Origin of the sequence: Flavobacterium qiangtangense (assembly GCF_042658345.1) — a bacterium.
GTDB classification, from domain to species: Bacteria; Bacteroidota; Bacteroidia; order Flavobacteriales; family Flavobacteriaceae; genus Flavobacterium; species Flavobacterium qiangtangense.
The window spans coordinates 296,160-309,851 of the sequence record NZ_JBHSQB010000009.1 but is presented as its reverse complement, the minus strand read 5'-3'; the positions used below and the strand labels follow the sequence as shown (position 1 = coordinate 309,851).

At 33.8% G+C, this 13,692-nt stretch carries 15 protein-coding genes; 7 read left to right on the top strand and 8 right to left on the bottom strand.

The window, feature by feature from the left end; translation table 11 throughout:
- Window positions 1-17 precede the first annotated feature (17 nt).
- From ACFPVY_RS13250 to ACFPVY_RS13215, 8 genes are all read right to left on the bottom strand, one after another.
- Window positions 18-746: a tetratricopeptide repeat protein gene (locus ACFPVY_RS13250; RefSeq protein WP_379792576.1), complete on the bottom strand. Its 729-nt coding sequence runs from the start codon at window positions 744-746 to the stop codon at window positions 18-20.
- A gap of 56 nt (window positions 747-802) precedes the next feature.
- Window positions 803-1,384: a hypothetical protein gene (locus ACFPVY_RS13245; protein ID WP_379792575.1), complete on the bottom strand. Its 582-nt coding sequence runs from the start codon at window positions 1,382-1,384 to the stop codon at window positions 803-805.
- Window positions 1,384-2,319 carry a polymorphic toxin type 23 domain-containing protein gene (locus ACFPVY_RS13240; protein ID WP_379792574.1) on the bottom strand — a complete coding sequence of 312 codons (936 nt, stop codon included), beginning with the start codon at window positions 2,317-2,319 and terminating at the stop codon, window positions 1,384-1,386. Before ACFPVY_RS13240 ends, ACFPVY_RS13245 begins: the two co-directional genes overlap by 1 nt.
- Window positions 2,320-2,330: 11 nt before the next feature.
- The gene (gene tssD, locus ACFPVY_RS13235) at window positions 2,331-2,726 is read right to left on the bottom strand and encodes a type VI secretion system tube protein TssD (protein WP_125012479.1); all 396 of its coding nucleotides are present in this window, start codon (window positions 2,724-2,726) and stop codon (window positions 2,331-2,333) included.
- Window positions 2,727-2,836: 110 nt separating this feature from the next.
- On the bottom strand, window positions 2,837-3,223 hold the full coding sequence (tssD, locus tag ACFPVY_RS13230) for a type VI secretion system tube protein TssD (protein ID WP_379792573.1): 387 nt from the start codon (window positions 3,221-3,223) through the stop codon (window positions 2,837-2,839).
- Between the two features lie 192 nt (window positions 3,224-3,415).
- Complete coding sequence (locus tag ACFPVY_RS13225) at window positions 3,416-4,783, bottom strand: DUF5458 family protein (RefSeq protein ID WP_379792572.1); 1,368 nt, start codon at window positions 4,781-4,783, stop codon at window positions 3,416-3,418.
- A gap of 7 nt (window positions 4,784-4,790) precedes the next feature.
- Window positions 4,791-5,255, bottom strand: coding sequence for a hypothetical protein (locus tag ACFPVY_RS13220; protein WP_379792571.1), 465 nt, complete (start codon window positions 5,253-5,255; stop codon window positions 4,791-4,793).
- A 44-nt stretch (window positions 5,256-5,299) separates the two neighbouring features.
- Window positions 5,300-6,292 carry a PKD domain-containing protein gene (locus tag ACFPVY_RS13215; RefSeq protein WP_379792570.1) on the bottom strand — a complete coding sequence of 331 codons (993 nt, stop codon included), beginning with the start codon at window positions 6,290-6,292 and terminating at the stop codon, window positions 5,300-5,302.
- 459 nt (window positions 6,293-6,751) lie between these two features.
- On the opposite strand from ACFPVY_RS13215, the gene ACFPVY_RS13210 reads away from it, so the two are divergent.
- From ACFPVY_RS13210 to ACFPVY_RS13180, 7 genes are read left to right on the top strand one after another with little or no spacing between them, the layout of a single operon-like run.
- On the top strand, window positions 6,752-7,300 hold the full coding sequence (locus tag ACFPVY_RS13210; protein ID WP_379792569.1) for a C40 family peptidase: 549 nt from the start codon (window positions 6,752-6,754) through the stop codon (window positions 7,298-7,300).
- Window positions 7,301-7,303: 3 nt separating this feature from the next.
- Window positions 7,304-8,230, top strand: coding sequence for a hypothetical protein (locus tag ACFPVY_RS13205; protein WP_379792568.1), 927 nt, complete (start codon window positions 7,304-7,306; stop codon window positions 8,228-8,230).
- The gene (locus ACFPVY_RS13200) at window positions 8,227-9,090 is read left to right on the top strand and encodes a TssN family type VI secretion system protein (RefSeq protein ID WP_379792567.1); all 864 of its coding nucleotides are present in this window, start codon (window positions 8,227-8,229) and stop codon (window positions 9,088-9,090) included. The genes ACFPVY_RS13205 and ACFPVY_RS13200 overlap by 4 nt, the downstream gene beginning before the upstream one ends.
- A 10-nt stretch (window positions 9,091-9,100) precedes the next feature.
- The gene (locus tag ACFPVY_RS13195) at window positions 9,101-10,282 is read left to right on the top strand and encodes a hypothetical protein (RefSeq protein WP_379792566.1); all 1,182 of its coding nucleotides are present in this window, start codon (window positions 9,101-9,103) and stop codon (window positions 10,280-10,282) included.
- Window positions 10,283-10,307: 25 nt separating this feature from the next.
- Entirely contained in the window at window positions 10,308-10,823 is a 516-nt protein-coding gene (gene tssO / locus ACFPVY_RS13190) for a type VI secretion system TssO (protein ID WP_379792564.1), read from the top strand.
- A gap of 13 nt (window positions 10,824-10,836) precedes the next feature.
- The gene (locus ACFPVY_RS13185; protein ID WP_379792563.1) at window positions 10,837-13,290 is read left to right on the top strand and encodes an AAA family ATPase; all 2,454 of its coding nucleotides are present in this window, start codon (window positions 10,837-10,839) and stop codon (window positions 13,288-13,290) included.
- Window positions 13,259-13,690, top strand: coding sequence for a GPW/gp25 family protein (locus ACFPVY_RS13180; RefSeq protein ID WP_379792562.1), 432 nt, complete (start codon window positions 13,259-13,261; stop codon window positions 13,688-13,690). The genes ACFPVY_RS13185 and ACFPVY_RS13180 overlap by 32 nt, the downstream gene beginning before the upstream one ends.
- Window positions 13,691-13,692 lie beyond the last annotated feature (2 nt).

Sequence of the window (13,692 nt, the reverse complement as noted above, 5' to 3'; positions counted from 1 at the left end):
TTTAAATTATGTGGAAACTATTTCTTTTCAGAAACTGTTTTTGAAATCATATTTAATTTTTCTTGGGCTCTGGAATAATCTGGCTGAATTTGCAACGCTTTTTTGTAGTCTGCAATTGCTTCCTTTTCTTTGCTCAATTCTTTGTATAAATCACCTCGATTTGTGTAGATTTGCGCACTTTTTGGCTCGCCCATAATTGCCATTTCATAGGCTCTCAAAGCTTCGCTTTGCTGGTTCAATTCTCGCAAAAATGACGCTTTTAAATTATACGCTAAACTCCAATTTGGTTGTAAAATGATAAGCGCTTCTATGGTTTTTAAAGCTTCTGCAAGTTGTTTATTTTCTACTTGAACGGAAGCTTTATTGATGTAAAACCATTTATTTTTTCCGTCTAATTTAATGGCTTCATCAAAACTTTTTAATGCGTTTGAATAATCTTGCGCTTTAGCCTGTCTTTTTCCAATGAAATTTTTTATATCGGCATTGTTTGGATACAATTTATCGGTTTCATACGCCAATTCAAGTGCTTTTGAATCGTCATTGTTTCTGATGGCTTGACCAATTTGCTTGTTTAAGTCTTGAATATTTTTTGGAAAAGCAGAAATTCTCTCTGTTAATGCGTTATTTTCTGTCTTTATTTCTTTGAGATAAGCCGCATCAAAATCAGAAATGGCAAGAGTGGTTTCTTGTCCAAAAACTTGAACTGCGAATAATAAGAAAAAAAATAGTTGAGCTGTTTTTTTCATATTTGAGTTTTTAAACTATTCCTTACTATAAATTAAGCTCACAATATGAAATAGAATTACCAATAAGGATTTTGGCTTTCTAATTTTGCCGTGGAAAGTGGCTTAAATTGATATGTTTCTTTATAAAAATTTGTAAAATGCTTTTCGTCAAATTCACCTTTGCCTAAATGCGTGCTCGTTACAATTATCAGCTTGTCATCTTGCACATATCCATATCGATAATTGAATTGTTTTCTTGGAACAACCTTTCTTTGAATGACAATTTTATTGTCTTTTAATTTATAATATCCTTCAAAAAGCGTGTGTTTCTTTCCTTCTTTATATTGTTGAAAATCTTGATTAATTCTTTCGATAAAATCTTGTTCAGTTTTAATTGTATTGTCTAAATCAACTGTCAAATTCACTTGCCCTGTTTTGTAAAATTTATAAAACATATGCTCTTTTTCATTTGGTTTACGTTCTCCGTTTTCATCCGTCCAAATGCTTTCTAAAACATATACTCCATTGGTTTGTAACAAAGATGTTGCTGGAAGCAAAAAGTTTTTGTCATAAAGTGTATAATCGTCTTTGACATACAATTTTTGCGCACACGAAAACAATCCAAAAAGCAGTATCATTATCGTTAATTTGTTTTTCATTAAAAACCAGTATTAAATTGAGGTCCGACTTGAACCTCCCAATAATTTGGTCTTTCAGAAGGAATTAAGTGAAAATTTATAATTTTATGAATTCCATCTTGAGAATACATATGACCTGATCCCAATCCATTTACTCCAAAAGAACCTTGTGGCGTTTTTAATTTGAAGGAAGTTCTGCCTGTATTCAAGTCAAAAGAATGTGCATTGCTGTTATAAGGAACGTTGTTTCTAAACTCTTTTAAAAACTCTTGGTTCACTTCTGAAGCCACGGCAGGCGTGTAATTTGAAAATTTATTGCCTAACGTTTTAAAAAATCCGCCCGTATTTTGGCTTTTAAATTCCTCTAAATTGCGTTCAGCGGTTGCTTCATCAAATTCATTGTCAGAATCTGTTTCTGCAGTAAAAACATCGCTCGCAATTATCATTTGGTAATTTTGATTGTTGTTTCCTAAAATGACTTTTCCGCCACCAGTCCACCAACGGTCATAACCATCTGCGATTCCAATTTTTTTGAAACCTCCAAAATCATTATAAAACTGAAAGGCAAAATCAGAGGCTCTTAACTGAAGAAAACCAACCTGCTGATTTCGTCCGTTATTGTTCAAAATCATGCTGGTTCCCAAAGTTGCTGAGTATTTATAAGTATCATCCATTCCGGTACCGCTTTCCATGTGCAAAGGATAAACTGACATTGGATTGGCGCGACCTGCTCCCGCAGTAACTTTTCCGGTAAGAACGGTGTCAAAGTTCATGGCATTGCTGTCTGAACGTGCTCCCATTCCTCCATTATAAAAATTCATGGCAAGGTTTACGCCTGGTTCCACATTGCCAAAACGTTTGCTGACACCGACGCCGGCAGTGCCACTCATATAAGATTTTCCGCCACCGAAATGCCAACTCAATCCTACAAAAAATTTAGCATCAAGTTCGTTCATAAAAAATTATTTTAGAATTTCAACGGCCAGTTTCTGGCAAATTGTGAACCATTCATATTTATTTCTTTGGCCGAAACTACAATCTCAATTTTCATTGACATCGTGTTATAAGCCACGAAAAGTTCATCATATCTGATGCAATAAGCTTCTTTAAACTGGAGTTCACGCATTTTTGAAATGGCATCTCTCCTATAAAAAGTGAGCTTTCCATTTTTTGTCTGCGAATTGCTGACCATCCAATCAAATAACATAGTGCTTTTTGTAGATTCTACAACTATTCGGATTTTTCCTCCAGCAGGATCTGCCGAGGGTTTTCCGCTTTTATCGGTATCTTGACCAAGAGTGCATTGAAATTCTAATACATTCAAAACCTCTCCGTCAATTTCAAGCTTAGCTAAAAATGACATATTTGAATAAGATTTAATTATTAAAAAAACTGAAATAATAAGATATAATGACAAAGGGAATGTGTGCACAAACCCTTTATCATTAAGACTTTAAAGTAATTCTAATTGAATTAAACCCACTCGTTAATGTGTTCTCCACCGCCCATTGAAAGTTCTTTGGCAGAAATTGTGAAGGTTTCAGTTAATGGGCTACCGTCTGAAGCGTCGAAAGATTCTTTGTACTTCACAAGATATCCTTCTTTGAAGTTCATTTCTTTTAATTTGGCGTCGGTGTCTCTTTTTACATACTGAATTGAACCGTCTTTTCTTTCGAAATTGTTGGTCATCCATTCGAAGAAGAATGAATCTCCAGTTGATTCTACAGTTAAATTAATTGTTCCACCACGTGTTACTGATGATGGACGTCCGCTAGCATCTACTTCTTGATGCAAATCATACGAAGCGTTCAAAATGTTTAATTCTTTCCCGCCAACTTTTAGTTTTGATTTGAATGACATAATAAAAAAATTTAAAGATTAAAATTTATTAATTGTGATAGAATTGGGGGAATTTCTATTCTATTTTTCCTGCTAATTAATTGTATTCTAAGGTATTACTTTTTTAGATTAGTTGCAATAAAATTAATGTTAAAAAATTGAAAAATTTAGGTTTAATTAACTGGTTTCAAGCAACATAATCTGTTAATGTGATTATTTTGACTCTGCGTACTCAGTATCCCAGTCGTTTCCATCGTCTCCTTTTTGACCATCCATTTTAATCAAGAAGTTTTTAGCCGGAAAATAAGGCTTCAATCGAATATCAAGAAAGATTCTATCTTTTTGGTTTGGATCTTGCTCGAATCTTTTGATTTCAAAATCTTCAATCAATTTATCTGGACCAGCAACGTTATCTAAGAATTTCACGATTTGGTTCAAAATCTCTTTTCTGGTTTTTGCATTGAAGTTTTCAAAAGCTCTTCGGTTTAAGAAATCCATCAAAACTTTTGTTACATAATCAAAAACACGAACAACAGAATAGGTTTGCAGTCCAAGATTATCGCCACTAAAAAGCGTTTTTCCTGAGAAAGCCATTACTTTTCCATACTCATTTACCATCGGAATTAATCCTAAATTTTCAAGATTTGCAATTTCACTTTTCTTTAAGTCAAATTTCACTCCGTCAACTTCATTGATTCCTCCAAATTTCTTACCCGCAGTAACTTGCGACATTAAAGTATTGTACACTTTTCCGGCCAAAGCAGTCGATGGCGGAATATATAAATGATCTAATTCATCTATTTCGTCGTGTTTTCCACGACCAACTAACCAATTACAAGCCATCATCACATTCGAACGATAGGTGTCACCGCCAGTTAAATTTGCTGATTCAAACATTTCCATAACATCATCTGGTTCGTCTAAATGTTGAAAATCGGTGATCAACATAACTTTGTTGTCATACGCGATTTTTGCCCATTTTTCAATCACTTTGTTAGAACCCAAATATCCTGGGATTACCAAAAGTGAGTAATTTTGACGTAGGTCCAATCGGTCAAATCCGTTCACCAATTCTTCTTGAATATTGTCAATAAAACGAGAATTGTCAAGATCTTTCAATTGATCTAATTCTGCGTTCATAATCGAAATATTTTTCACTTTGCTTTCTTCAGTATTTTTATAAAAAAGAGAAAGTGTTCTATAATTTTCTTCTAATTCTTTTGACTCTTCAACGGCTGTAGCCAAATTTTTCTTCAAAGCTTTTGCTGCTTGTTCTGATTTTTTTGTGCTTTCATTTACCAATTCTAAAAGGTCATCAGTAGTTTTTAATGATTCTGCCCAAAGTTTCAACACCGTTTTTAAAGCTTGTCTTTCTGCTTTTTTATTGCTTTCGCTCAAAAAGATATTTTTACGCGCTTTTCTCTCGGGATTTAAATTTTGAACGCCTTCGATTGCGCCTTCCAATAAATCAAAACCTCCATATTGTATAAAAGATTCTACATTTTGCTCAAGAGTTCTGGTTTGATTTTCTTGATTTTCAAATGCAATATTTGTCGCTTTAGTGTTTTCTTGATTTGCCATGGCTCAATTATTTTTCAGTTTGTTCGATTTCTTTGATTAATTTTTCGATAGTTTCAATCACTGATTTTCGTGCTTCAGGATCTTGAAGAGCCAATTTTAAAACTTTATTTGTTTTTAATTGTTTAATCATTTTTTGATATTGCTCATTTTTTGTTTTCAAATCTGTCAAAAACGGACTCTGAGCTGTCAAACCGTTGATTGAAAAATCGCCAACATTTTTAAATGACAATTCCTCTCGTGTAAGTTTCCCTTCGTCATCTTCAAAGGCTACGTTAATCTTTGGGTCAAAATGTTCAAAAACCTCATCCATATTTTTAAGTCCGGTTACAATTTCTGGACGAACCGGAGTATTTGGAGTCAATTTTTGAGCGATTAATGTTTTATTTTGAGGGATTTCTAAAATTGCTTCTTGTCCTTCTTGTCTGACTTCGTTACCCCCAATTCCATAACTGTTTGAAAAATTATTTGCCATGCTGTCGATTATTTAATATTAGTAATTATATATAGAAATGAGATTTAAAAAATTGTTTTGTACCTGTAATTCAAGTTGATAAGTGTAATACATCCGTCTTGATCTTTTTGAAATTGAATCTTTTTTACATTGATATTTCTGTTTCGAATTTCAGTATCAAGCTGTTTTAAAGAAATCGTTTTGTCATTCCTTAACTTTATCAAAGGCAAATCATCTTCACAGAAGTAACGTTTTACATTGTCATAAGAAAGCTCGTCTTTGCAAATTCCATTTAAAATTCCTTTAAACTTTTCTTCGTTAAGACCAGCAAATTCTGGACTTCTTCCTGGCGCATCTGGCAAACTATTGAAATAATCATTAACAACGTCACCTCTTGCATTACTTCTTCTGGCCAATCTTTCTGCAACCAAATCTTTTTGCTCTTTTCTTGCCGGAAGCACGGTTATTTTTCTTTGGGCAAAATATTTCATATCGCCATTGATGACAAGAGTTACCGCTTTTTCGCCGGCAGTTCGGTATGTATAAGTCGGATTTTTATCAATTGCATCTATTTTACTTCCGTCGCCAAATCGCCATTCCCATGATTTTGCGTGTGCCGTTGTGTCAATGAAAGCAACTGGTTCTCCGACGTAAGCAAAAGCCGGCCCGGTAAATTTTGGAAGAAGACTTTCGTCAACAACTTCATTTTTTTCAACTATGGTAATTGTTTTTTCAACAGTGCAACTATTATTTACTAAGAGCTTTATGGTATATTTTCCTGGTTTCGAAAAAGAGTGCGCCACTTTTGAACGGTATGAAATTTTAGAGCCGTCGCCAAAATACCATCTCCATTCAGATGCGTTTAAAGTATTATCTGAAAAAGTAATCAGCTCGCCAGATTTAAAACTTGGCGCGTCAATTTTAAAGTCTTTTACAGTACAAACTTCTTTTGTGTTAATCTTAAAGGCTAAAAGTCCGCACGCAACAATGAAAATTATAAAGAAAAACAATATAACTTTTCCATCGAAGTGGGTCTTGATTTGGTTGCTCTTATTCATTTTTATAATTAATTTAATTATAACTGCTGGGGGCAATAAATAAGTGAAGTTTGTCTTATTCCAAATTTATAAAAATTTCCTTTCCATTTTCAACATTCAGCAGACAATTGCAATATTTGTTGTTTAAGTAACAGCCTTTTAACATATGCATAATCTGCCAAACCTTGATTTTCCTACAATTTTAGGCAATGATAATATTTTGTTAAATTCACTTTACGGAATTGTTAAATATGTTTTTTGTAGCCAAAAAGTATTAATTTAACACCTTTAAAACTGTTTATCAATTAGAATTGTATAAATTAGTTCCCAATATTTTTACGTTTAAATAATTGCTTTCCCCCCTTTAAGAGCAACAAAAATTATATTAAATTAGTAAGTTTTTCATTAACGAAATCGTGTGCCTTTATGTTAAAAAAGATTATTTACTTATGTCTTTTAAGTTCGTATATACTCATTTGTATGGCGTCATGCCGTCCGCAAAAAGAGTTTACGATCACTGACGAATTGGTAGCATCTGAAAGTCGTAAAAAAGAAAAAAAACCTAAATACACTTATGACACAAAGCTGACGGAAGATGACAAAAAATACTTTGCTAAAAAATTAAGTGTAAGTCAAGACGAAATCATCAACGAAAGGCTTTATAATTTTATAAAAAGCTGGGAAGGCACAAAATATGTTTGGGGCGGAGAATCTCGAAATGGCATTGATTGTTCTGCTTTAGTACAACAATTATACAGTTATGTTTACAAAAAAGAATTGCCCAGAACTGCAGAAGAAATGACGCTTGACAAACGATTAGAGCTGTTTAAATCTGACGAAAATTTGCGTGAAGGCGATTTGGTTTTCTTTAGATTAAACGAAGAAAGAATCATCACGCACGTGGGAATTTATTTAAAAAATGATAAGTTTTTTGCAGCGAATTTGGTCGGAGGAGTTGAAATCGCCAATTTGAAAAAACAATATTGGAAGAAAAATTTCATGGCCGCCGGAAGATTTAAACAAGACTAATTTATGATAGAAAATCGCTATTTTGTTGATAATTACAGACATCTCGCCTCTTTTGATTTAAGAGCTGAGTTGTTGTTTGACATGCTTTTAAAAAACAAAACAGACGATTTAGATATTGTTTTGCAGACAAAAGGCGTGTTTTTCAGAAAGTTCAGTAAAGATTTCATGAATGTAACAACTGATTCAAATGATTCTGACATCTTAAATATTGACATCAGTCGCGATGGTTTTTATGATATTTTGCCCGAAAGTATTACGCACAATTACAGAAATAGAGATCAAAGAAATGACGCTTCACAAGAATTTAAAATTCGGAAGAAAGAAGAAAAAGAAGCGCGCCATTTTTACAATCCGTTAGAAAATGAACTGTTTCGATTTAGACATGAAATCGAAAAATATGAATCTGATTTCTTTTCGAAAATAAATACAAATGGCATTGCCGATATCATCAGAATGATTCTGGGCGTTGAAGACAATATTCCTGATCTTTTGACCGTGAAAATGTTTTATGCTTTAATGAAACAAAAAGGAAATGCAGGCCAAAGTGTTGACGATATCAGTCAAATTCTTGAGAAGATTTTAGGTGAAAAAGTGTCTTTTACTTCCAGAAATATTCAGCTGGAAAATGGTCACGACGTGGAAGCAGATTCAAGCGAAATGATCATGGGAATCACAACAACTTTACAAAGCAATCAAGAGATTTTCTTGAAAAAATACAACTTTAATATTGGTCCTTTGAAAAACCCAGACAACCTGCCAAATTATTTTGACGAGCAGGTTTTGCAAAACTTTTTAAATACGTTCTTCAACCTTTTTTTGCCATTTCAAGTACAATATTCTTTCGAGATTCAATTGAATTCTGAAGATGAACTTTTTGCAATGGACGACACAATTTATAAATCAAGACTTGGAATATCAACAGTAATATGAGAAAATATTTAAACCAAATTGGCGGAGGCGAAACGTTAGTTTACATTTTTTTAGCCATTGCAATTGCGATGATTATAAGCATGTTTATCGGAATGAAAACTCCAAAATTCAGGCAAGATAAAAAGCGCTATTTTATATATATTTTATGCCAAGGCTTGATGCTATTGATCTTTGGAGCCATTTTATACAATTTGAAAGAAACCACAATCAACATCAGATTTATCTCTTTTCAAGTTTATCTTTTAATCGCCGGATCAGTTCATTTGACGTTTTATCAATTATATTTTAAGCAATTTGACGCCAAAGAAACCTACAAAGAGATTTTTATTTCCATTGTTTCCGGAACGTTTTTATTGGCTTTTTTGATCATGCTTTTGGGACATTTTCAAGAATTGGAATACATGTTTTATTTCTTTGGAGCGATGCTTTTTTTCTTGATTCCCACATTTGTATTTGCACTGTTCAAAACAGCGATTTCCATTCCGGCAAAGTTGCACAAACGTTGGTTTTATCCGGTTAATTCAAGATATCCGGCGCCGCAGATTTCTGAAATGAGAAATATAATTATTGTAAATCTGGTTTTTACAAAGAAAGCAAACGATTCAACAATTATCAATTTTAAAGTAAAAGCGCCTCGTGCATTTGACTTTGGAAAACTGTTTTATTATTTCATAAATGACTATAACGAGAAGAATCCGAACAGTCAGGTTCACTATTTAGATGAAAAAAATCAGCCGTATGGTTGGTATTTTTATACAAAGCCAAAATGGTTCAGCTCATCAGATTACATCGATCCAGAATTGGCTATCGATACCAATAATATCAAAGACGGAGAAACAATAATATGTCAACGAATATAATTTTTTAATTATGGCTGAGAATATAAAACACTTTCCAGTAAACTGGATTGATGGAATGAAAATCAACAAAAATCACTTCATCACGTTACAGGATAATATCGAAGATTTGGTTCGTGACGCTCGAAATTTAGGCGTAAATGAGTTAAATTATGGCTTGATGTCAACACATTTGACACGACCTTTTCAATATTCAATTTCCATTGACGCCCACAACGAATTGAGTGTCAATATTAAAATGATGAAGGCGGTAACTCCTGGCGGTGGAAGAATCGAAATCACTGATTTTACAGGAGAATTCAATGAAAAAATCGAATTGAAAGATTTTGATTTCAAAGAAAACAATTATTATTTGTTATTGAATGTTGATCCATTTCAAAGAATCCCGACCGGAGAACAAAATATGGAAGAAATTCCGCCGCGTTTTCCAAATGCAATGTCGCGTTATTTTTTGACCAGCGTTATTGAAAGCGAAGTCAATCAAAATAACATTGGAGCGTTGCAATTTCCTTTGGCAAAATTCAAAACTTCGGCGAACAGCTATGAAATTTTAACCGATTATATTCCACCAAGTTTAACGGTGAACAGCCATCAAACGTTGATAACTTTGTTCGAAAATTATGAATCTTTTTTCAAGCAATTGGAATTTAATGCGGTTCAGATTTCTCAGAAAATTCGTTTTAGAAATAGTACCGAAGACGAGAATTTGATTGCAAATATGGTTTTTGATTCTTGCGGAAAAATCCTAAATTATGTTGCCCAAAACATTACTCGAAACAAATGGACAAGCTTCCAAATGAAACCGATGGAGGTTTTAGAAAACGTAGTCAGTTTGGCACGAATTATCAAAAACAGCTTTGATTCATTTTCTGGCGATGGAAAAGAAATGCTTTTCAACTATTTTTCAGAATGGACTGAGATTTCAAGTGGCGATTATGAAAGGCTTTTTTCAGAAACAATTAATTCAAAATACAAAGCTTTTGACATTGAACCAACCGTTGCCCACGCCAATAATTTTATTGCAAAAATCGACTATTTGTTTAATCTTTTAAACCAATTAGATTACATCGGAAAGAAACGCGATACCGGAATTTTTGTTAATGAAAATATCGTTCGAAACGAAAAAGTGAGCTTCTTCGGGAATGAAAATAAAGACGACAATCCGCCTTCATCACCTTCCTTTTTAGCAGAATAAAACCAACCAAAAACCTACACCAAAGATGGATATTTTAAATAAAAAAGAAAGAACTTCGGCATTTTTGCTATTCCTTTTGATGTTTATCGTCACAACGGGAGTCTTGTTTTTTGCGATATTTTTCAATTACAAATTACCTATAAAAGAAAATGAGGTCTTAAAAAACGAAAATGATAAAATTGTAGCTGAATTTAATTTTCAAAAAATGTTTTCTGAAAAGATCGAAAACATTGGCGTTCTCATTGATTCTCTTGACAAAGCGCCACAAAGTTTTCAGTTCATTGAACAAAATATCAACTATGAATTGGTTGAACTTCAAGAAAAAATTCCGGCAGATTCTGACCAAAGTTTGAAACTTTATGACAACGTGATTTTGTCCTTGAAAGATTTGGTAAATGCCAAAAGATTGTTGCTTCAAGTAAACGATTCTAAAAAAGAAATTGAGACGTTAAATGAGCAAATTAAGGCTTATGAAGAAGAAAATAAAGAACTCGTTCGAGACTTAAAAATGGCAACACAATTGAGCAGAAGAGCTAACTAAAATTTCAAAAATCATGGTTACAGAAGATATTTTGCAGGCAATTCACATTGCAAAGCAACACGCGAAAGACAATTTCAACCAAAAATATTCGCCGGCACATTTGATGAAAGCGCTTTTTAATCCTCAATTTTCGTTCATGCGCGAATTAGATTCTAAAGGAATTGACGTTTTTTATCTAGACGAATGGGCAGACATCAGAATCAGCGAATATCCAAAAGCTTCGAAACCAAATGACGATCCGGCTCCTGACAGCGCTGTAAATACCGTGCTTTCTGAAGCCGAAGAAATTGCCAGAAAAACCGGCGATGAAGTTGATTTTATTCCGATTTTAAAGGCGTTGGTAACTCCTGGCGTGGGATTTTCGCACGATCAGTTGAAGTCGCTTCCGTTGAGCGCGAATGATTTGTCTGAGCAATTTGATGGAGGAAAAACAGCAAATAATTCTGAAAAACCAAAAGTAAATCAAACAGGAAATTCTTCCACTTTAGATAAATATTGCACTGATAAAGTGAAACAATACAAGTCGAAAGAATCAATTCCGATGATTGGTCGCGATGACGAATTGAAGACAATTACCGAGATTTTAAACCGAAAATTAAAACCGCACGTAATCGTAATCGGAGAATCTGGCGTTGGAAAATCAACTTTAATTGAAGGTTTCTGCGGAAAAATTGCTGATAAATCGACTTTGACCGCTTTCAATAACGCGAATGTTTTTGAAATAAATATCGGTCCGTTGTTCGCCGGCGCTTCATATAAAGGTGAAGTTGAAGATCGATTGCAAAAGATTTTCAACGAAGTAAAAAACTACGAAAAACCAATTTTGTTCATCGACGACATTCATGAGTTATTTGATTCCAACCAAGGAAATGGCATCGGAAGCATCATAAAATCAGAACTTTCCAAAGGAGATATTACTTTTATCGGAGCCACAACTACAGAGAAATTCAGAAAATCTTTAGGCAAAGACGATGCGCTTTCGCGTAGATTTGAAACGTTGGAAGTTACAGAACCAACGCAGGAATTGGCATTGAGAATGATCAAAAACGTAATTTCTCATTACCAAACGCACCACGATTTCAGCATTGATGAAGAAGGTTTGAAAGAATCTATAAGACTTTCGAAAAGATATTTAAAGGAAAAATCACTTCCCGATTCTGCTTTAGACTTGATTGACAGAACGATGTCTTCCTTAAAAGTAGCCAAAGAAAACATCAAAAAAGATCTTCCAGAATTGAAAAAGCAATTGGAAGAAATCCGTGATATTATTGAGGAAATCGAAAAAGAAGAAAAAATTCACTGGCTTCATTCGGATATTCAAAATAAGACCGGAAAACTTTTTAGCGACGACGATGATAAATTTTCTACGATAGAAAAAGAGCAGAAAATTTCGCATTTAGAATCACTTTTAGAAAGTTTAGAAAAGCTGAATGACGAAGAAAATATAGTTTTAAATACACATCTTTCTCACGTGGTTTCTGGAATAACCGGAATTCCTGCTGGAAAAGTAAAATCTGATGAACGCGAGCGACTTTTAGACATTGAAAACACTTTAAAACAAAGAGTTATCGGTCAAGATCACGCGGTAAAAGTTGTGGCAGACGCCATTTTAGAATCACGTTCTGGATTGACAAAACCAGGTCAGCCAATCGGTTCTTTTTTCTTCCTCGGACCAACAGGAACTGGAAAAACAGAGCTGGCAAAATCATTGGCAGATTTTCTTTTTGGAGACGAAAACGCAATCATCAGATTAGACATGTCTGAGTTTAAAGAAGAACATTCGGCTGCACTTTTATATGGCGCGCCTCCTGGATACGTGGGTTATGAAGAAGGCGGTTTGTTGGTCAATAAAATTCGTCAAAAGCCTTATTCTATCGTGCTTTTTGATGAAATTGAGAAAGCTCACAAATCGGTTTTTGATGTATTTCTGCAAATTTTGGACGAAGGAAAACTCCACGATCGACTGGGGAAAGAAGGTGATTTTTCAAATGCAGTAATTTTATTTACGTCAAATATTGGTTCGGATTATATCGTAAAATCGTTTGAAAAAGAGGTAATTCCGAAATCAAACGACTTGATTCAATTGATGACAGGTTATTTCCGTCCAGAGTTTTTGGGCCGTTTGACAGAAATTATTCCGTTTGCGCCAATCAGCAAAAAAAGCGTTTCGCGAATCTTCGACATCCATTTGAAAAAAGAATTATTACAGCTTTTGGAAAAATTAGACATCACTTTAAAAATCGACGAAAAAGACAAAGAAAAAATCGCATTGATGGGTTTCACGCCAGAATATGGCGCAAGACCAATTAAGGGCACGATCAGAAATCAGCTGAAAAGACCGCTTTCGAGAATGATAATTTCTAACGAAATTAAAAAAGGAGATTCTTTAAAAGTGACTTTGGATAAAAACGGAGAAATTAAATTTACGATAGAAAATGAAAGACCTATTTTACAAAATTCCAATTGATTTCAAGCGATTGACAACTGGCGAAGACATAAGAAAAGTCACTATCGAAGAATCTTTGGCCCAATATATTTCATTGATTATCACCACGATTTTTGGTGAATATAAATATGACGACGGCTTTGGAACCGTGATTTGGGAAACCGATTTTAATCTTTTGGCCAATGCCAATCAGCTGAAAGACATGATCAAAGAATCTGTTCATGAAAAGGTAAAACAATATGAAAAACGCCTGATTGTGACCGATGTAACTTTAGGCGTAAGCGAAGATACGATCAGTTATGAAACAAATATTCGTGTAAAAAAGCGTCTGGATATTGTGGTTTATGGCGTAATTAAAAAAACAAATCAACCTTATTATTACAAAAGCTCTTACTTTTTAGCCCCATTTTCATTTAAATAAAC

Excerpts from the sequence above, each read along its gene's own strand:
- ACFPVY_RS13250 (WP_379792576.1), bottom strand. The coding sequence starts at position 746 with ATGAAAAAAACAGCTCAACTATTTTTTTTCTTATTATTCGCAGTTCAA.
- ACFPVY_RS13245 (WP_379792575.1), bottom strand. The coding sequence starts at position 1,384 with ATGAAAAACAAATTAACGATAATGATACTGCTTTTTGGATTGTTTTCG.
- ACFPVY_RS13240 (WP_379792574.1), bottom strand. The coding sequence starts at position 2,319 with ATGAACGAACTTGATGCTAAATTTTTTGTAGGATTGAGTTGGCATTTC.
- tssD (WP_125012479.1), bottom strand. The coding sequence starts at position 2,726 with ATGTCATTTTTAGCTAAGCTTGAAATTGACGGAGAGGTTTTGAATGTA.
- tssD (WP_379792573.1), bottom strand. The coding sequence starts at position 3,223 with ATGTCATTCAAATCAAAACTAAAAGTTGGCGGGAAAGAATTAAACATT.
- ACFPVY_RS13225 (WP_379792572.1), bottom strand. The coding sequence starts at position 4,783 with ATGGCAAATCAAGAAAACACTAAAGCGACAAATATTGCATTTGAAAAT.
- ACFPVY_RS13220 (WP_379792571.1), bottom strand. The coding sequence starts at position 5,255 with ATGGCAAATAATTTTTCAAACAGTTATGGAATTGGGGGTAACGAAGTC.
- ACFPVY_RS13215 (WP_379792570.1), bottom strand. The coding sequence starts at position 6,292 with ATGAATAAGAGCAACCAAATCAAGACCCACTTCGATGGAAAAGTTATA.
- ACFPVY_RS13210 (WP_379792569.1), top strand. The coding sequence starts at position 6,752 with ATGGCGTCATGCCGTCCGCAAAAAGAGTTTACGATCACTGACGAATTG.
- ACFPVY_RS13205 (WP_379792568.1), top strand. The coding sequence starts at position 7,304 with ATGATAGAAAATCGCTATTTTGTTGATAATTACAGACATCTCGCCTCT.
- ACFPVY_RS13200 (WP_379792567.1), top strand. The coding sequence starts at position 8,227 with ATGAGAAAATATTTAAACCAAATTGGCGGAGGCGAAACGTTAGTTTAC.
- ACFPVY_RS13195 (WP_379792566.1), top strand. The coding sequence starts at position 9,101 with ATGGCTGAGAATATAAAACACTTTCCAGTAAACTGGATTGATGGAATG.
- tssO (WP_379792564.1), top strand. The coding sequence starts at position 10,308 with ATGGATATTTTAAATAAAAAAGAAAGAACTTCGGCATTTTTGCTATTC.
- ACFPVY_RS13185 (WP_379792563.1), top strand. The coding sequence starts at position 10,837 with ATGGTTACAGAAGATATTTTGCAGGCAATTCACATTGCAAAGCAACAC.
- ACFPVY_RS13180 (WP_379792562.1), top strand. The coding sequence starts at position 13,259 with ATGAAAGACCTATTTTACAAAATTCCAATTGATTTCAAGCGATTGACA.